Below are 19,506 nucleotides of genomic sequence, written 5' to 3'. Positions count from 1 at the left end.
TTCATATTTCTATTTTTTTAGAAATATACATTTTAGCAAAATTATTGGCAAAATTGAGCCTTTCAGAATCATCAAAATTGTTTATATATCCATAGAAATTTCCAGCATTCCAGTAATCTCCTACTCCAGTGATTATCTTTGGTTTTATTTTTTTAATTTCTATATATTTATCTGAAGGTAATGTATATACAAAATCTGGAGAATGTACATCCAAATGTTCTAAATTAAATTCATTATATATTCTGTTAGATATATATTGTATACTGCCTTTTATACCAATATATTTCCCCAAATATTTTAATTCATAATCATTTAAACCTAAAACCCATATCTTTTTTTCTTTAATTATTTCTATAAATTCTTCTAGATTTTCTTTATTTACGGAAGGGTCTCCCATATCTAAATATATTTTATTATTAGTATCTAGTACATATTTTAATAATTTATTAGATTTTTTATTATTATTCCAATTTCCAAAAAATATGTAATCGGATTTAGAAATTAAATTATAATATTCTTTTATATCTTGATCGTCTATCTGTATACCTTTGGGATCTGTAATCATGGTTCTATCATCATCATTTTCGAAACTTATTGTAATAGATATATCTTTGTATACAGGTAAAAAGTTTATCTTTAATTTATGATCATCTATATAATTTTTGAAATAATATTCTAATAATTTATTACAGCCAGCAATTAGATTATTCTCAATGTTAAGTTTAGCTAGTGCTAACGAAAAATTTCCAGCATTTCCACCCAATTTTATAATTATATCCTTGTTTATATTGCCCGTATTTTTATTAATCTTTATGTTCTTTATTAATATATCAATAAACAGGTCTGGGAGTGATGTTATCATATTTAGTTTTATATATATAGAAAGCTATTAATATGTTTGTTAAATTTGATAATATTGCAGCAGCTATTGCACCATCTAATCTAAATCTTGGTATTAATAATAAGTCATAAACTATAGAAAGTAAAGATACAGATACAGTATATATACCATAATATTTTTCTAGTCCGGCTTTATATAATATTAAACTAAATATATTAAAACTTTGAATTATAAAAATTATTCCAAGATACTTTATCAATTCTGCGGATAATAAATATCCTTTTCCATATAGTAATATTATAATATATTTTCCAGTTAGAAATAATGTAAAATATATAATTATGTTTATTATTAATTGAGCTATTATCAATTTGGGAATATTTCTAGATATTTCTTCTTTTTTCCATCTTAATATTCTTGGTAGAGATATACTTGATATAGATAATATATTAGACAATGTTGATACAATTAATATTGCATTATAAAAATATCCTACATCTTGAAATGATGTAAATATTCTTAATATTTGTATATCAAAGCTTGTATATAAATTAAATAATAATGGAGGTAGACTTATATATAATATATTTTTTAAATATCCTTTTATTTTATTACCACTATTTTTTATAATTTCGTAAATATCTATATTTATTTTGACTTTAGTCCTTCTAAAATAGTATAATATATATAGGTCAGTTAGAAAGAAAGCAATTGGTAATCCAATTATAAATCCATAATTTTTATATATTATGGTTAAGGATATAATTAATATAAATTTAGATAGACCTTCTATAATTGTTATATATTTTGAGTCTTTGAAGTTTAAATAAGAATATAGTATACTTATTCCTAGACCCTCTAATGATAAAAATATTGCTGCTAAAAATATTAAGAATATAGAATATAAATTATAGCTATAAAATACATATTTTGATATATAAGGAAGTAAAATTATTATAATCATTCCAGCTATCATAGTAAATAATATTTTTACTATTATATCAATCTCAATGTAGCTTTTGTTATTACTTTCTACCAAACTTTTGGTTAGTATAATATTTGAAGAACCTATGAATCCAGAAACTATTAATAAGAAATTATATATTGTTATATACTCTCCATAATAACTTACTGTCAATAATCTAACTAAAACTATTGTTGTAACTAATGATAAAAATTTATATGATAGTAGTCCTGTTTTTTCGTGTATATAATCGCTAATAAATTTTCTACTCAGTATCTTTTCTATTAGTTTTAGTATTTTTTTTATATAAATAAATATATTGATATTAATTAATTTTATTATATTAAATTTAAAGTTATAATTATCTAGAAAATATTTTTTATTATATCTATAATATTCTATTAAAAAATTATAATTTAATTTTTCTTCTTCTTTACCTATTATATACTTATTTATTATTTTTTTATTAATAAACTTGTTTTTAACTATTAATATTTTATTTTTTTCTATATTTTTTAGTATATCATTTATATTTTTTATATTAAAGTTTATCTCATTATATATAATTATTTTTTTACCATAAATTTTTATTTTATTTATATCCTTTTTATTGTTTATTAGGTAAAATCTAACATTGTGATTCTCTTTTAATTTAATAGCAATATTCCTAAAACTTTTATGTATTATACATATTAATTCTAGCCTATTTTTTTTAGATAAACTATATAAAAGATGAAAATTATCTAAGAATTTGTCTTTATCTTTTTTTTCATAAATATATACTATTTTATCCATATAATATTCCTAATATAGAAAATAATATTTCTATAAATATTATAGTGAATACTACAGATTTTTCTGTTGCTCTTTTAAATATTTTTTTATCTAATTTTATAGCAAGATGAGTTAAACTGTATACCTTTTTATATGGTTCATTTAGCTCATTTTTTTCATTTGGTATTCCAAAATTTTCTTTATATACATGGTTTAATAATCCTCTTATGAATAATATTAATTCAATGAAATATGGTATAAATAATATAAATCCTAATTGTTCTAGATTACCTAATATTACCAAGGTTCCAAATAGGGCACCAATACCATATGTAAATGAATTTCCTGGAAATACTTTTGATGGATACCAATTGAATATTAAGAATGCGAGGATACCAAATAAAGATATTAAGGCAATCTCTGATAGATAATACTGACCTATCATATATAATTTAACTCCTAATATAAACAATATTATTCCACCTAATGATGCTTCTAAACCATTGTAACCGGCAAGCATATTAAAACCATTAGATGTTCCCATAATAATTATAGGTACTATAAATAATGGATATAATAATCCAAGATTTATAATGCCTATAAATGGAACTTGCATATATGGATTGCCGGCAGATATTATAATCAATGGTAAAGCTAGTATAAATGTTAATAATGGTTTTTCCCAGGGTTTCAATCCTTTCTTCCATCCTAATATATCATCAAATAGTCCTATTATAGTTACTAAAGACAATATTGTTAGTATTGCAAATACATCTACTAGATCATAATTTGTATTAAATATATATACTTTTAATCCTATGTATATTAAAATTCCAAATATAATACCTATAATGCTATATAATCCTCCAATTTCTGCTACTAATGGTTTTTCGTACTTATTCATATCCTTTCCCAGATAATTTGTTTTTTTAGCAATATTTATCCATTTTCTTATTAAAAAATATGATACTAAGAATGTTATAATTCCTGGAACTATAGCTAATAATAGATTAAGAAAATTATACATTGTAATAATTTGTGTATGGTGTTAAATTATATATCTGAGCGCATTCATTTATCTGTTGTAAGTTTTGTGCAAGATATATGCAATATAAACTGTCTGGTACTGTAAAGTTCTGTGGGAAATTTATTTGCCAAACTTTTGAAGGTGCTACATCAGAGTATACTATTGGTGGTAAGCTTATTGTTATTCCATTCTGTAATTGTAAATACTGGTTGCTATAAAAATCTAGATTAAATAGACCATTATAAGAATTATTTAGGAAATATAATTGTACCCAATCATATTTAAATGCCTTTTGTGATATCATATATGCGTATAGGAATGATCCTACTTGGTTATTTTGTTCTAGTAAGGATAGGGTTGGTGATATATATAGCATTCCTCCGTATTGTGCATTTGAAAAGTTTAGTAACTGACCATCTAGATCTACATATTGTAATGATAATCTGTAGTTTTGATTATTTATAGGATCTAGTATATATACATATGCGCTCTGTATATCATTTGGTGTTATTTTAGATACATTTAAGCTTTGATACAGTCCTGATTGTTCTACTAAAGAATTATTAAATACTATTTGAACCGCATTTACGACTCCACAAGAATTCTGATTTACTATACCTAGATTTTGTTCATATATACAACTCTGAATTATTGTCCCATTTATATCTAAATTTTGATCTAATGGCATCTCTCCAAAGAAGTATAAACTATTATTTTGTGCGAATACATAGTATCCATTGTAATATATAGATGGTATTTGTGGTCCGGGATTTGTATTTGTTCCAGATTCAAATTGTGATATCCACGACTCTTTATCATATGTTTCATTTGATCCTAAAAATTGAAATGCGAATGATTTACCTATATCTGTTGGGTCTATATACAAATATGCTGGTCTTAGATAATTCATATTATATAATTTATTTAATAAATATAGGTCTGTTGTTGATAGATTGAAGTTTAATACAGATTCATTAGTTCCATTATACTCGTATAGTAATTTTATCCAATTTTTGTATCCAATCATATTTTTTAGCTGTTCTATCTCTCTTACTTGTTGCTCTGTAAATCCTAGATTAGTATATATATCGTCATAAAATACTTGATTCTCATTGAATAATTCTAATGTCTTAAATGTCTGATAATTATAATCTGCATGTACATAAAATAACTGAAGAGTTTTTGTAATATTATCAGATGATAATCCATATCTGCCCATCAAATGATTCCAATATGGGTATGAATTAGATCCATCTATCCATGCAGTTCTATTTGCAACTGTAAATATGTAATAACCATAGTCCCACCAGGAATTTATTATAGAATCTATAGGGGTATTTTGGGCTATCCATGTAAATGCAGATATTTCGTATCCTGGCGTACCTTGTGTTGATAATGGTATAAAATAATTTTGTATATAGCCAAGAGCCCCATAAATATTATTACTTAATCCTATTGATATACCATAGAATGATAATAATATTATAGCATATTTTAATGTATTTATATCTTCTATTTTTTTATCTAATATAAATTCATATAATAAGTATAATATAAAGAATGCAGCAGGTAGAATTCCTATAACTGGTATCTTTGTAAATATACTAATGGATATACCTGATATAGCTACTATTAATAATAATATTAAATTTAAGTATTCTTTTACATTAGTTTTTAATTTTTCATAATATGGTTTAAATATATCTATAACTTTAATGCCATATATAAACAAGAAAGGTACTGCTAATCCTGCATAATAAACTAGCTCATATATATATTTTCCAACTATTATTGTTAAAAAGCTTAGTGATAGTATAAATAATTCATAATCTTCCATATCTTTTCTATATAGTAATATGTAAGGTACTATAAATACGAAAAATATCATCCATGAGAAGAATATACTTATATATTGTCCATTTAATACTATATCTGTAAATACAATCATATACATTGCAATAGATAATGTAGAAATTTCGAATATTGATTGCAATTTATATCTTAGTTCTTTTTTATTTTTATTTATATTGAATATAGATACAATAAATATAATTAACATAAATAATAAGATGCCAACTGATGATCCTAAAACTATCTCTAATCCAACTAATAAGAATAGAAATATAAATTCTATATAAGTATATATTGCTGGTTTTGTTTTATCAAATATCAGATAACCTAGACCCAGGTAGGCAAATAATACACCTACTGGAGAGAATAATTGGAAATAATATGATGCTGGTGTAGACTGAAATTCTGCTATTGTAGATCCCATTCTTGAGGCTGTAAATGGATTTATTAAGAATTCTCCGATAACTTTAGATGCTATTATTGGTGATGCAATTATGAATAAGATTAATATTAAAGAGAATCTACTCAAGTTCTCAGAGTATTTATCTAGCTTATTAAATATTGATCTATTAAATATATCTACTTTTCTTAATATTGCATAAAGATATGGTAATATTAATCCGAGCTCAAATAGTATATTATGATCTGCTAAAAATAAATGAATATTTAGTTCAGAATCTAGTACCCCTGTAAAACCCATATAAGGTAAGAAAAAATACATATCGCTAGTATCTTTATTAAGTACATATGCTAGGATGCCATATAATCCGAATGTCATAGGGATTATAATCCATCCTCCCCATCCTTTTCTTGTCAAAGCTGTTGTAAATATCAGTAATGTTAAGTAGTACTCTCTTGTCCCTTTGAATAGAGGATATAATAATAGTAATCCAGCTAAGAATGCAAATAATTCTATAGTTATTAGTACATCATAATTTGGCATAATTGAGGTATAATAAAATATTATTAATGCTACTATAGAGTATGATAGTAGTCCAATTTTCTTGTAGATGTTCTCTCCAGATTTTCCTTTAATATATTTTATAATTAGATAGAAAGAAGCTACTAAAAATATTATAGCTCCAAGCTCAGTATCGTATAATACGAGTCTTGTAGTTAGAAATGGATTTATTGAAAATACTATTGCTGATAATAATGCCAAGTATCTATCTTTGAATATGCTTTTCGATAAGAAGTAAAATATTATTGCAGCTATTGCTGGTACATATGCGTTTGTAAAGTCCGCTGACAACCATATAGTTATATTGGCTGCAGGATGTATATTTAAAAAGTTTAGTAAATATCCAATAATTCCAGAACTTATAGGATTAGAGAATAAAATATATGAGACATAACTTAAATAAGAAACCATATCTTTATTATCCAGTGGTTGGTACAATGGATAATATAAATGGAAAGTTAAATTATTTATAGTATGATGTGCGATTAGGTATTCAAAATAATAGAAAAAATAATATGCATCTGGTCCTACTAGACTATAGTTGGGTAAGGCCTCTAACAGTAAACCTTTCGATCCTAGGGCAAATAGAAATATAAATATTATTATTACTATCTCTATCAGGATATTTTTATTTTTGTTTAATAGCATCTTTTATTAATTTTAATAAAAAATTTAAAAATCCTTTTATAACATTAAGTTGATATGCCACGGAAAGTAGAAAACAAGGTATCTGAAGAAGGTGTAAAGCATCTGGAAGATAATATTATAAAAGAAAATACTGTAAATTGGAGTAAAGCATACAAAGGAGAGATAATAGATTTGATAGGTAGAACTGGTATGAGAGGCGAAGCTATACATGCTATAATAAGAGTAGCTGAAGGTCCTGATGCTGGTAAGATAATTAGAAAAAATATCACTGGTCCAATTAGGAAGGGCGATATAATATTGTTAAGGGATACTGAAATATCGGCTATGCCGATAGAAAAGAAAGAATAAGATGGTAGTTAAAAATAATTGTTCATTTTGTGGTAACCAAATAGAGCCTGGTACTGGTTTGTTATATTCACAAAATGATGGTAGGGTATATTACTTTTGTTCAAATAAATGCTATAAAAACTGGAAATTAAATAGACCAAGCAAAGAACTAAAATGGACAAATAAATATGGAAAATAAAATGAGTGGAAAAGATCTGGTTCAAAAAACTCTAGTTTTAATAAAGCCAGATAGTGTAAAAAGGGGTTTAATTGGAGAAATAATATCAAGATTTGAGAAGGTAGGGCTAAAAATTGTTGCTTTAAAGATGGTAAAACTAGATAAAAAAACAGCGGAGGAATTTTATTACTCTGATGAGAATTGGTTAGCTACTGTTGGTTCAAAGACTTTAACAAGATATAGAGAGATGGGCTTAGATCCAAAGAAAGAATTTAATACTGATGATCCAAAAGAAATAGGAAAAATAATAAGGCAATGGCTTATAGATTTTATTACTTCTGCTCCAATAGTTGCTATAGTATTAGAGGGTGTAAATTCTATAGAAGAAGTAAGGAAACTGGTTGGCTCTACAGAACCGCTAAAAGCCCCACCAGGTACTATAAGGGGAGACTATGCTCATATGTCTATAGCGTATGCAAACTGGAATAAGATTGTATTGAGAAATGTAGTTCATGCTTCAGAAAATGAGAAAGATGCAATGAGAGAGATATTTGTTATATTTAAGCTAGAAGAAATATATAATTATACTAGAAACATTGAGGAGGTCATATATTAAAAACAAGATTATTATTTTTTTGATAGTATTTTCTGCACTTGTTATATCGTCTTCAATATTCTATAGATTATTTTTTTATCCTGTATATACATTTAACTTTCCATTTATAGCAAATATTACTCAAAATAATACAGAAGTTATAGATTATTATCAGTTAAATATATCTGGATATGATTTATTTTTAATATCTATAAATGGCATATTGAATAATAATAGATATATAGATTTTTCTGATGGAAATCAATCTATATCTTTTATAAAACAAATAGATTATTATATAGAGAATGATAGTATTGTAAGATACAATTATGAATTATATGAAAATAAAGTAGATATATTATACCCAAAATATTCGTTTATATTATGTTTGAACCACTCCTGTGCTGCGTATACATTTACTAATGTTGGAATTATAAATATACCTCCAGATTATTTAAATAATATAAATGATACATTAACAATATATATGTCAAATAACATAGAGCAGCAAATATTATATGATTTAAAATATAAGAACAAAAATTTGATAAATATAATAAAATATGGATTAGAAACCGGGAATATTAAAGTTTATAATGTTCAAGATATAACCAATATTATAATTAATCTATATTCTAATAATTCTAGTATCTCTACGTCTCAAATGGGTTCATAGATTTTATCAATATAATAAACATTAATGTACCCATTGGTAATATAGTAAGTACACTTATCAATTGTAATGATTCTATAGACTGAAAACTTGTATTTGCTATAGATCCCATGAGTGTTGTTAATATTATTAAGAATATTATACCTACTACAATTAAGGTAATATATATCTCCAAAAATATTTGTAAGTTATCAGAATATTCTATAATCTTTCTTTTATATTCTTCATATAATTTTTCTACTTGCTGATATAAATAAGATTCTAAATCTCCACCTTCTATAATTATAGATCTAATTCCCTCTAATATAGAAGCCCATTTTTTTGATGGGGAGTAATCTATTCTATTTTTTAATGCATCAGGTAATGATAATCCAATATCATCTACTAAATATATTATTCTTTGAGATTCTTTTTGTATCTCTGAAAAATCTTTGTATTTTGATAATAAATCAAATAATACTTTAGGATTTGCACCAGAAGATGTTAAGGAAGCCATATATAATACAGCAAAATATAAAGAGTTATCTATTTTTCTTTCTCTTTCATTTTTCAAAAATTTTGGATATATCTTGAATAAATATAATAGACCGGCGAAGGATAGTATAGCTAAGAATATTGGAGCTATAAATAGAAAAGGTATTATATGTTTTATTAATTTTATTGATATAATTAATATAAAGATAAAAGATAATACTCCAATAAATATAGCAATTACTATAGAATATTGTATAGAGTCTGATATATATTTTTCTAATTTTTTATTCATGCCCGATGCTAAATAATCCTTTTCTATACCATCAAAAAATTCATATAATATATTAGTCATATATTTAAATATTAAAATTGTAAAATAAAAATATAATGCCAACCATTAATTTAAATTATAATAGGAAGATGCCCAGTAGATCAATTAATTTATTATATAAATTAGGTATTATACCTGATATCTCAGATCCAGAAAATTATAAAAAAATAAAATTTCTGGGGAAGGAAATAAAGGAAAGTAGGTTAATATTGATCTTGTCTACCATAGGATCATTATTAATATTAACTATTGGATTGCTATTTAGATTATATGAAAATTATATCTCTTTATCTATACTAATTATTGTTGTATATTTAGTAGGTGGGGCTCCATATATGGCTTATAAATATATGGAAGATAAGATTAATGAAAACATTATAGACAATTATCCATATTTTCTATCTCAATTATCTGATAGTATATCTTCTGGATTGTCAATTGTAGATGCATTAAATTATACATCGAATCTAGATTTTGGATATTTATCTAGATATGTAAGAAAACTATATAGTTGGCTAAAATGGGGCCTACCATTTGAAAAGGCTTTTACATTATTTAATTTATATTTTTATGATTTACCAGATATTAGAAGGACAAATTATGTAATATTAGAAAGTTATATTGGTGGTGGAGATCTATCAAAATCTCTAAAAAGAATATATACTGATTTAGAAAATAGCAGAGATCTAGATAAATTAAGAAAATCTTATGTCTCTCAACAAGTTATGGTATTATATAGTATATATGTGATATTTATAGGATTAATGATATCAATATTAAATACCATACAGCCTTTAATAAATAGTCAACTAATTGCTGCTACTGTCAAGAGTTCTTTTAGTTTATTCTCCAGTTCGATAAATTATGGTTGGTTAAAATTTATTTCAGGGCTATCTATAATACTAGTTGGAATATCTGTTTCTATAACATCAGGTATAGCGGAATCAGGAAAGTTCTCCACCTCTATGAAACACTTAGCTATCAATGTATTTATTGGGCTACTTGCCGTTATAATATTTATATTACCTACTAAAGTAAATTTCACTCTAGATATATATCCTACAAATGCATATATATATAATCCAATAACTATACAGATTTATGGCTCTGCTAATTCTAATCCTCTAAATAATGTTCCAGTAACATTATCAATTGTAGGGATTAATACAAATTATCAGAGTACACAGGTATTTATATTGAATAATGGATTTTATTCTTATTCTACAGAATTTAATCAGTCGGGAGAATATCTAGTTGATGCAAAGATGAGATATCAGGGTAAATTGTATAATAAAGATGAGTATATTAATGTAACGATATGAAATCTCAAAGTTGGATTGAGGTATTACTAACTTTGGGAATATTTATATACCTGTTTATATATGTTTTTACTGATTTTATAAGTGGACTAAATTCTTATACTAATTATTTATCTGATATATCAAAATTTCAGGGTTTGTATTTAGATTCATTTTATTTCTCTAATAATTATAATGAAAATCAAATATATAATATTACAGGAATACCATTTTCATACTCATATACACCCTCTGTTATATTTTTATCTACTAATTATTATGTCTGCAATAACTGTGTAGAAATATATTATAATAATGCCGGCAGCTATATAAATATATATGAAAGTTCTAATAGCAATATAACATCCTTCTTATCATTTTTTATTTTTAGTAACAATAATATAAATTATAGCTTATCCGACGGAAGTATATATTGTAGTAATTATTATAATATTAGTATATATAGTATATATTACAGGTCATTATTATTTTGTGATTTATATCTATATCAAAATGGAAATATAAATATAAGTTCAACTTATAATAGTATAATATTATCTAATTATTTATCATTATTAGATCTATATAATGGGGATAGAATTATAGGTACTAAGAGATCTTTTGGTATATCATCTAATACAGTATCGATAGGTTATTTTAGCTATGTAAATAATTCAATAGAGTATATAAATTTATATAGCTAAAAAATCTGTATGGACAATCTAGATTGTATTATCTTAGCTGGTGGTTATGCAAAGAGACTAAGACCGTTGTCAGATTATATTCCAAAGCCTTTATTTCCATTAGAGGGAGTACCAATATTAAATTATACTCTAAACAAAATATTAGAATTAAATCCAAATTCTATAATTATTTCTATAAATGAAAAATTTCAAAATCATTTTAAATATTGGTTAAAAACATTAAAAGCATTTTATGGTGATGTAAATATAGATCTATCTATAGAACCTTCGAATTCTCAGGAAAATAAGTTGGGCGCGATAGGAGGTCTACATTATACAATAGATAAACAAAAAATCAATTCAGATTTATTGGTTGTACTTGGTGACAATTTATTTAATTTTGATATTAAAAGATTATTAGATGTCGGTTATGATAAGATCATCTTAGGATCTTATGATATAAAAAATAATGAAGATGCTAAGAGATTTGGAGTTTTAAAGGTCGAAAACAATAAAATAGTTGAATTTTATGAAAAACCAGAGAATCCAATATCTACCATAATATCCATTGGAATATATTATATACCAAAAGAAAAATTGGGTTTATTATATGAATACATAAATAATAATAAGGATAAAGATTCGATAGGTAAACTATTTGAGTGGATTTTAAAATTTAAGAAAGAAGAACTATTAACATATACTTATAATGAGGGTTTTTGGTTTGATATAGGTACATTAGAATCATATTCAGAGGCAATTAATAAAGTACGTTCTTTAGGTCTATATAACTTTTGGATACATCCTTAAAAGTTTATGTACTATATAAATAATAATTATTAGTTGTGGGTCCGTAGCTCAGCATGGTAGAGCGTCGGGCTTTTAACCCGAAGGTCGGGGGTTCGAAACCCCCCGGGCCCGGGTTCTAAATTTTTACAAATTATTTAATCTTTGAAATTTTACTTTTTTAAAATAATATAATAATATTTTAATATGGATTATGCTATAGAAGTTAATAATATTGTTAAAAAATATAATAATTTTTATGCTTTAAATAATATATCTTTTAATGTTAAAAAAGGAGAAATATTTGGATTATTAGGTCCAAATGGAGCCGGAAAAACTACATTAATATCTATATTATCTACATTAGTAAAACCAACTTCTGGTACTGCAATTATAAATAATTATGATATTATAAAAGATCAAAAAGAGGTTAGGAAATCAATAGGTATTGTTTTTCAGGATTCATCTTCTGATAACAGATTGACTGTTAAAGAAAATTTATATCTTGGAGCTTCCTTATATAATATGCCTAAAAATAAAAGAGAAGAAAGAATAAATGAAGTTTTAAAATTTTTGGAATTAGATAGTTATAAAGATAAAATTGTAAGATATCTATCAGGAGGTATGAAGAGAAAAGTTGAAATTGCAAGAGCCTTATTATCTAATCCAAAAATATTATTTCTAGATGAACCTACCACAGGTTTAGATCCTGATATAAGATATTTATTATGGGATTATATTAAAAGATTAGTAAAAGATTATAATATTACTATTTTTATTACCACACATTATATGGAAGAAGCAGAAGAATTATGTGATAGAATTGCAATTATGGATAAAGGTGAAATAAAAGTTATTGGAGAACCAGATAATTTAAAAAAGAAATTAGAAGGTGATATTGTAATCTTAGAGACAAAAAATAATATAGATATAAATTCAGAATATATTAAAGAAATAAGGAGATCAGATAATAAATATATAATTACTGTAAAAGATTCTGAAAAATTTTTAATAGAATTATTTAATTATATAAAGAATAATAATATAAATATAGATTCCATTAATATTAGAAAAGCAACTTTGGCAGAAGTATTTTTATATTATACAGGTAGGGAATTAAGATGATAAATCTAGATCAAATATATTGGATCTGGAGAAGAGATATAACAAAATTTATAAGAGATAAGAAAAGATTTATTTCTTCTCTATTTCAACCCCTATTATTATTATTTATATTAGGATATGGATTCAATTTTATAAAAATAAATAGTTTAAATTATATATATTTTCTTTTTCCAGGAATTGTAGGTATATCAGTAATGACTATAGGTCTTACATCAGGAATATCTTTAATATGGGATAAAGAATTTGGTGTATTTAAATTATTTCAAGTTTCTCCTGCCTCTAGATTATCAATATTTTTGGGAAAAGCATTTGGAGGTGCAACAAATGGAGCAATAGAAGGCATTATAATATTAGTATTTTCATTTTTAATAGGTATAAAACTATCAATAATTTCTTTTTTATTAGTTGTACCTATTGTATTTTTATTATCTTTAACTATATCATCAATAGGATTATTAGTAGGATTATTATTAGATACTTTCGAATCTTTTGGTGCTATTTCTTCTTTTTTAATATTTCCATTGATGTTTTTATCTGGTGCATTTTATCCATTAAATGAAGTTCCAAAAATATTATATTATATTACATTAATTGATCCTGTTACATATGGTATAGATATATTAAGATATTTATTAATTAATTTATCATATATACCGATTTATATTGATATAATTGTATTAATAATTTTTGAAGTTATTTTATCAGCTATAGGTGTTTATGAATTAAATAAAAAATATTCTTAATTTTTAAATTAATTTTATGATAATTAATATTTATGGCAATAAGGTCTCCTATTATTGTAGTTCTAGGTCATGTTGATGCTGGAAAAACATCTCTATTAGATCGGATAAGAAATACATCGATAATAAATAAAGAAGCAGGTGAAATGACTCAACATATAGGTGCTACAGAAGTTTCAATAGAAGTAATAAAAAATATATCAAAAACATTATTAAATATATATAAATTCGAATTAAAAATACCTTCTTTATTATTTATTGATACACCTGGTCATGAAGCATTTAGTAATCTAAGAAAGAGAGGAGGTTCTGTATCTGATTTCGCTATAATCGTTGTAGATATATTGGAAGGTTTTCAGAAGCAAACTTATGAAGCGATAGAAATATGTAAGAATTTGAAAATACCATTTTTAATAGCATTAAATAAAATAGATAGAATAGATGGATGGAAACCAAATAATGAAAAACCATTCATAGAAACTATAAAACAACAAGATCAGAAAGTTCAAGCTAAATTGGACGAATATGTATATAATATTGTTGTTAAACTATATGAATTCGGATTTGATTCAGATAGATATGATAGAATAAAAGATTTTAGGAAACAGGTAGCTATAATACCCTTATCTGCTAGAACTGGCGAGGGTATACCAGATTTATTATTATTAATTTCTGGATTATCTCAAAGATTTTTAGAAGAAAAATTAAAGATAAATGTAGAGGGGAGTGGTATAGGTGTAATATTAGAAAGAAAAGAAGAAAAAGGTATTGGGGATGTTATAGATATTATTTTATATGATGGTAGAATAAAGAAAGGTGATAAAATAGCTTTTTTAACTAGAAATGGTGTTAAATATGCAAAAATAAAATCATTATTAAAGCCTCAAAATTTAACTGATATAAGATTTGCTAAAAATAAATTTAATGAAATAAATGAGGTATATGCAGCAGCGGGTATAAGAATTGTTGCAGATAATCTAGAAGATGCATTACCAGGATCTACTATATATGTATTTAATAAAGATGAAGAATTAAAAGATATAGAAAATAGATTAAAAGCTGATATTAGTGATATAATATTCAATACAGATAAGGAGGGCATTGTTGTAAAATCAGATACACTGGGATCTTTAGAAGTATTAACAAGATTATTAAAAGAAAGGAATATTCCAATAAAAAAAGCGGATATAGGCGATATAGAAAAAAATGATATTGATATAGCATTATCTATGAAGGAAAAAAATATAGAATATGCAGTAATTGTAGGATTTAATGTTAGAATATCAAAAAATGCCGAAGATATTGTAAAGAATAATAATGTAAAAATAATAATATCAGACATAATTTATGATCTGGCAGAGAAAATAGATAATTATATAAAAGATATAAAATCTAATAAAGAAAAAATATTGGGATCATTACCAGTAATAGGCAAGATATATGTTATAGAGAATAATGTATTTAGGAGGTCTAATCCTGCTATTGTGGGTGTAGAGGTATTAGAAGGAAAGATAGTAAAAGAGGTATATTTAATGAATCAGAGTGGGAGGATTGTTGGAAAGATATTAGCAATACAGAAAGAAAAAAGAAATTTAGATTATGCGTATAAAAAAGATAAGGTTGCTATATCGATAGAAGATGCTATAGTAGGACGAAATCTATTTGAGAAGGATATTTTATATACTTATATAACTGAAAAAGACTATAGAACTTTTAAAAATTATAGAGAGATATTGGACGAGGACCAAAAGAATATACTGAAAGAAATTGCAAATATATTCAGAAAAGAAAATCCATCCTGGGGTCTATAATTTTTTAATAATCTTTACATACTTCCTATGATATTCATTATTAGCATTTATTAATATATTTTTTGCATTATTTATTATAGAAATTTCTTCATTAAAGAATTCTTCTAAAATATTTTTTATATTATCTTTATTTATTATTATTTTTGAATTTACCTCAGAAAATACTATATTTAGTACAGCCTCGCCTGTCGGAACTTTTATAAAAAATGAAGGTTCTAATTTTATTTTGGTAAGTATCGAATATTGATTCTCTGAGAAGAATATAAATGATAATGGGCCATCCTCTATATATGTCTGTGGTATTATTCCAAAATAGAATGGAAACCTCATCTTATTATTAATATATGAATATATATTATTTTCATAATCTAAAAAATTTATATTATTATTGTCTTTTATGCTGGTTATTATTCCATAAAATTTGTCCGGGAAGTCCTTATCTTGTTCTATATGTAATAGTTCATTCATATATTTTTTAATTTATTTAAATAAATAAAAGTTTTAGTAAAGAGTTAAAAATATTTTTATAGAAAGAATAAGAATGGCAACTAAGAGAAAAGAAATGATATTTAAATTAATAGTATCTGATCCTAAAAGTGGAAAGAGTATACAAAAAGAGGTTAAAGAAGAATCATTAGTTGGCAAGAAAATTGGAGATATAATAGATGGTGAAATTATTGATTTAGATGGATATAAATTAGAAATTAAAGGCGGTTCTGGATATGAAGGTGCTCCTATGGTTGACTATGTATCTGGTATGAATAAAAAATATGTTTGGAAAAATTATAATAAGATAAGAGTAAAAAAATTGGTTAGAGGAAATACAATATCACCTGAAATAGTCCAAATAAATACTGTAATAAAGGAATATGGTAATAAGAATTTTGAAGAGATTTTTCAGGAATTAAAAAATAATAATACGGAGAATAAATGATAATATCCCTTGGTATTGAATCTACTGCTCATACGTATTCTATTGGTATTGTAGATCAAAATGGTAGGATATATTCTAATGAGAGAATAATTTTTAAACCAGAAAAAGGTGGTATTCACCCTACTGAAGCAGCTGAATTACATTCTAAAGAAATTATAAATATATTTAAGAAATCAGTATGGAATGCGGGTTTTATTATCAAAAAAATAGAAGATAAGTATATTATAGTAGATGCTTTAAATGAGATAAAGAGGAAGATTGAAGATACAAAAATAATAAATAATAGTAGTTTTGATTATGTATCTGAGAGATTCCATGAAGAACCTTGGAATCGGTATAGATATCTATTATTAAATAATAATATATACATAAAAATATCAGATAATAGAATAGAATCAAATGATAAAGATATAGAACTATTCCTTAATAATTATATAAATAATTTGAATGAATTTGATAGGAGTATAAATCTAATATCCTATTCTGCTGGTCCTGGTTTATATCCTACTCTACTACAAGGGTATTTTTCTGCTAACTTATTTTCTAAAAGATTTGGGATAGATAAAATAGGTGTAAATCATCTGATAGCGCATATGGAAATTGTTAAATTATATAATAATTTTAATGACCCATTAATACTATTGGTTTCTGGTGCAAACACAATGTTGATATCCTTTTCTGGAGATAGGTATAGAATAATAGGAGAAACTTTAGATATTGGTATTGGTAATTTTTTAGATAAAGTTGGTAGATTAATAAATATCGGTTTCCCAGCGGGCCCAAGAATAGAAGAATATGCGAAAAAAGGTAGTAACTTGATAGATCTGCCATATATTGTTAAAGGTATGGATGTACAATTTGGTGGGTTATATACATATATAAAAAATAATATAAAAAAGTATAAAATAGAGGATTTATCATATTCTATACAGGAATATGTTTTTTCTATGCTAGCTGAAATATCTGAAAGAGGATTATCATTATTGAATAAAAGGGAATTTGGTTTGGCAGGGGGGGTTGCCGTGAATCGGAGATTACAGGAAATATTAAAAAATATGTGTATTGAGAGGAATATAAACTTTGGTTCTGTTCCGTTGGATTTTGGAAATGATAATGGTGCAATGATTGCATGGACTGGAATATTATGGCATAAAAGAGGTATAAAAGATGTCGATAGTATAAATCCATATTGGAGACCTGAAAGTATAGAATACAAAGATTTAAATATTTTAGACTAAAAAGATTATTAATAATGGAAAAGGTTGAAGATGTATTAGAGTTGATAAAGAATAGGAGTATGGCTAGAAAGAATAATCTAAGTAAAAATGTAAAAGTAATAAGGGAGCTTAGAAAGAAAATGGCAAAAGAAATAGCCTCTATGAAATGAAAAAGAAACTATTTTCTGGTTTACCAACAGATTTAGATAATACAACAAAGGAACTAGAGAAAGAGTTTCAAAAGGTGATTATAAGGGCCGAGAAGAGAAGTTATGGAAAACTAGTGACTATTTTGGAGGGTATAGATCCATTAATTGCAAAGGATACATTAAAGAATTTAAAGCAGAAATTGGGTTGTGGAGGAACATATAAAGATAATATAATAGAATTACAAGGAGATCATAGAGAAAAAATAAAAAAATTATTAATAGATCTTGGATACAAGGAAGATAATATAGAGGTATCTACGGAAATTGAATAAAGATTTTATTAATAGAGAATTTATAGGCATGTATATAGAAGTTTATGATAGTAAAATCAAATCTTTAAAAGGATTATATGGTAAAATAATAGATGAAACTAAAAATGTATTCTATATAGAAACTGAAAGTGGTATAAAGATTATCCCAAAAGATATATCTTCATTTATTTTTTATTATAATAACTATCAAATTTTTTTAGAAGGTAAGATAATAAATTATAAACCTTGGGATAGACTAAAGTTGAATATAAGAAAGACCGTGTAAAAACTTTTATATTAATAAGTATTTTTATATCATATGAAAATAAAAGCAGTATCACCACTGATAGCAACTATAATATTAATCGCATTAACTGTTGCCTTGGGTGCAGTCATAGTTGGCTGGGCAAAAGGGTATGTAAGAGGTCAAATATCAAATTTAGGTGCACAATCTGAAATACTTGTTGCTCAGGAAGGAGGAGGAGCAATAAATATTACAGCTGAAAATATAGGTTCGAATGCTATATTAGCAAATGATATAGAAGTAGAAGTACAAACTGCTACAGGAAATATATATAAATGTCCAGTTGTACAAAATTCCGCAGCAGGTTCTGCTTTAACTTGTTATGTATCTAATATTGTTAATCCTTCAAATACATCTATTTCATATTTAGGTAGTTCCATATCATCAAATACAATATTTGTGATTTATGTGAATTCTTCGTTGTCTGGAGATCTTGCAGGTGGTCAAGTATCTTTATTATATTATGGAAATGAAATGTCTAGTTCATATACACTACAATGAAAT

The 19,506-nt window shown here is 24.9% G+C and carries 22 protein-coding genes and 1 tRNA gene; 17 read left to right on the top strand and 6 right to left on the bottom strand.

Annotated features, from left to right (window positions below; all coding sequences use genetic code 11):
- Position 1: 1 nt before the first annotated feature.
- Genes MJ2HA_RS02180 through MJ2HA_RS02165 form a run of 4 tightly spaced genes read right to left on the bottom strand, consistent with a single transcriptional unit; the run spans position 2 to position 7,066 of the window.
- Complete coding sequence (locus MJ2HA_RS02180) at positions 2–862, bottom strand: hypothetical protein (protein WP_258392920.1); 861 nt, start codon at positions 860–862, stop codon at positions 2–4.
- Positions 831–2,600, bottom strand: a complete 1,770-nt coding sequence (locus MJ2HA_RS02175; protein ID WP_258392919.1) for an MATE family efflux transporter — start codon at positions 2,598–2,600, stop codon at positions 831–833. Before MJ2HA_RS02175 ends, MJ2HA_RS02180 begins: the two co-directional genes overlap by 32 nt.
- Complete coding sequence (locus MJ2HA_RS02170; RefSeq protein ID WP_258392918.1) at positions 2,593–3,606, bottom strand: MraY family glycosyltransferase; 1,014 nt, start codon at positions 3,604–3,606, stop codon at positions 2,593–2,595. The genes MJ2HA_RS02175 and MJ2HA_RS02170 overlap by 8 nt, the downstream gene beginning before the upstream one ends.
- The gene (locus MJ2HA_RS02165) at positions 3,599–7,066 is read right to left on the bottom strand and encodes a hypothetical protein (protein WP_258392917.1); all 3,468 of its coding nucleotides are present in this window, start codon (positions 7,064–7,066) and stop codon (positions 3,599–3,601) included. Before MJ2HA_RS02165 ends, MJ2HA_RS02170 begins: the two co-directional genes overlap by 8 nt.
- A 54-nt stretch (positions 7,067–7,120) precedes the next feature.
- On the opposite strand from MJ2HA_RS02165, the gene MJ2HA_RS02160 reads away from it, so the two are divergent.
- Genes MJ2HA_RS02160 through MJ2HA_RS02145 form a run of 4 tightly spaced genes read left to right on the top strand, consistent with a single transcriptional unit; the run spans position 7,121 to position 8,842 of the window.
- Positions 7,121–7,414, top strand: coding sequence for a S1 domain-containing protein (locus tag MJ2HA_RS02160; protein ID WP_258392916.1), 294 nt, complete (start codon positions 7,121–7,123; stop codon positions 7,412–7,414).
- A gap of 1 nt (position 7,415) precedes the next feature.
- Positions 7,416–7,592 carry a 50S ribosomal protein L24e gene (locus tag MJ2HA_RS02155; protein WP_258392915.1) on the top strand — a complete coding sequence of 59 codons (177 nt, stop codon included), beginning with the start codon at positions 7,416–7,418 and terminating at the stop codon, positions 7,590–7,592.
- Positions 7,582–8,187 (top strand): nucleoside-diphosphate kinase, encoded by a 606-nt coding sequence (locus tag MJ2HA_RS02150; protein WP_258392914.1) that lies wholly within the window; start codon positions 7,582–7,584, stop codon positions 8,185–8,187. Before MJ2HA_RS02155 ends, MJ2HA_RS02150 begins: the two co-directional genes overlap by 11 nt.
- Positions 8,188–8,206: 19 nt before the next feature.
- Positions 8,207–8,842 carry a hypothetical protein gene (locus MJ2HA_RS02145; RefSeq protein ID WP_258392913.1) on the top strand — a complete coding sequence of 212 codons (636 nt, stop codon included), beginning with the start codon at positions 8,207–8,209 and terminating at the stop codon, positions 8,840–8,842.
- Here MJ2HA_RS02145 and MJ2HA_RS02140 read toward each other — a convergent pair.
- The gene (locus tag MJ2HA_RS02140; RefSeq protein ID WP_258392912.1) at positions 8,820–9,665 is read right to left on the bottom strand and encodes a type II secretion system F family protein; all 846 of its coding nucleotides are present in this window, start codon (positions 9,663–9,665) and stop codon (positions 8,820–8,822) included. The genes MJ2HA_RS02145 and MJ2HA_RS02140 overlap by 23 nt on opposite strands.
- A gap of 35 nt (positions 9,666–9,700) precedes the next feature.
- Here MJ2HA_RS02140 and MJ2HA_RS02135 point away from each other — a divergent pair, with 35 nt between their 5' ends.
- From MJ2HA_RS02135 to infB, 7 genes are all read left to right on the top strand, one after another.
- Positions 9,701–10,966, top strand: coding sequence for a type II secretion system F family protein (locus MJ2HA_RS02135; protein ID WP_258392911.1), 1,266 nt, complete (start codon positions 9,701–9,703; stop codon positions 10,964–10,966).
- The gene (locus tag MJ2HA_RS02130) at positions 10,963–11,646 is read left to right on the top strand and encodes a hypothetical protein (protein ID WP_258392910.1); all 684 of its coding nucleotides are present in this window, start codon (positions 10,963–10,965) and stop codon (positions 11,644–11,646) included. The genes MJ2HA_RS02135 and MJ2HA_RS02130 overlap by 4 nt, the downstream gene beginning before the upstream one ends.
- A 9-nt stretch (positions 11,647–11,655) precedes the next feature.
- A complete protein-coding gene (locus MJ2HA_RS02125) occupies positions 11,656–12,435 on the top strand; it encodes a nucleotidyltransferase family protein (protein ID WP_258392909.1) in 780 nt (259 codons plus the stop codon).
- Between the two features lie 37 nt (positions 12,436–12,472).
- A tRNA-Lys gene (locus tag MJ2HA_RS02120) sits at positions 12,473–12,546 on the top strand.
- A 72-nt stretch (positions 12,547–12,618) separates the two neighbouring features.
- Positions 12,619–13,536 (top strand): ATP-binding cassette domain-containing protein, encoded by a 918-nt coding sequence (locus tag MJ2HA_RS02115; protein ID WP_258392908.1) that lies wholly within the window; start codon positions 12,619–12,621, stop codon positions 13,534–13,536.
- Entirely contained in the window at positions 13,533–14,279 is a 747-nt protein-coding gene (locus tag MJ2HA_RS02110) for an ABC transporter permease (RefSeq protein ID WP_258392907.1), read from the top strand. Before MJ2HA_RS02115 ends, MJ2HA_RS02110 begins: the two co-directional genes overlap by 4 nt.
- Positions 14,280–14,311: 32 nt before the next feature.
- Positions 14,312–16,087, top strand: coding sequence for a translation initiation factor IF-2 (gene infB / locus MJ2HA_RS02105; protein WP_258392906.1), 1,776 nt, complete (start codon positions 14,312–14,314; stop codon positions 16,085–16,087).
- Here infB and MJ2HA_RS02100 read toward each other — a convergent pair.
- Entirely contained in the window at positions 16,082–16,555 is a 474-nt protein-coding gene (locus MJ2HA_RS02100; RefSeq protein ID WP_258392905.1) for a hypothetical protein, read from the bottom strand. The genes infB and MJ2HA_RS02100 overlap by 6 nt on opposite strands.
- A 73-nt stretch (positions 16,556–16,628) precedes the next feature.
- On the opposite strand from MJ2HA_RS02100, the gene MJ2HA_RS02095 reads away from it, so the two are divergent.
- Genes MJ2HA_RS02095 through MJ2HA_RS02070 form a run of 6 tightly spaced genes read left to right on the top strand, consistent with a single transcriptional unit; the run spans position 16,629 to position 19,503 of the window.
- Positions 16,629–17,021 (top strand): S6e family ribosomal protein, encoded by a 393-nt coding sequence (locus MJ2HA_RS02095; RefSeq protein ID WP_258392904.1) that lies wholly within the window; start codon positions 16,629–16,631, stop codon positions 17,019–17,021.
- On the top strand, positions 17,018–18,259 hold the full coding sequence (locus MJ2HA_RS02090; protein WP_258392903.1) for a hypothetical protein: 1,242 nt from the start codon (positions 17,018–17,020) through the stop codon (positions 18,257–18,259). Before MJ2HA_RS02095 ends, MJ2HA_RS02090 begins: the two co-directional genes overlap by 4 nt.
- A gap of 14 nt (positions 18,260–18,273) precedes the next feature.
- Positions 18,274–18,408, top strand: a complete 135-nt coding sequence (locus tag MJ2HA_RS02085; RefSeq protein ID WP_258392902.1) for a hypothetical protein — start codon at positions 18,274–18,276, stop codon at positions 18,406–18,408.
- Complete coding sequence (gene yciH, locus MJ2HA_RS02080; RefSeq protein ID WP_258392901.1) at positions 18,405–18,719, top strand: stress response translation initiation inhibitor YciH; 315 nt, start codon at positions 18,405–18,407, stop codon at positions 18,717–18,719. The genes MJ2HA_RS02085 and yciH overlap by 4 nt, the downstream gene beginning before the upstream one ends.
- Complete coding sequence (locus MJ2HA_RS02075; RefSeq protein WP_258392900.1) at positions 18,712–18,984, top strand: ribonuclease P protein component 1; 273 nt, start codon at positions 18,712–18,714, stop codon at positions 18,982–18,984. Before yciH ends, MJ2HA_RS02075 begins: the two co-directional genes overlap by 8 nt.
- 33 nt (positions 18,985–19,017) lie before the next feature.
- Positions 19,018–19,503, top strand: coding sequence for an archaellin/type IV pilin N-terminal domain-containing protein (locus MJ2HA_RS02070; RefSeq protein WP_258392899.1), 486 nt, complete (start codon positions 19,018–19,020; stop codon positions 19,501–19,503).
- Positions 19,504–19,506: the final 3 nt, after the last annotated feature.

This window comes from Nanobdella aerobiophila, assembly GCF_023169545.1.
Taxonomy (GTDB): domain Archaea; phylum Nanobdellota; class Nanobdellia; order Nanobdellales; family Nanobdellaceae; genus Nanobdella; species Nanobdella aerobiophila.
This window is presented reverse-complemented; position numbering and strand designations above follow the sequence as displayed.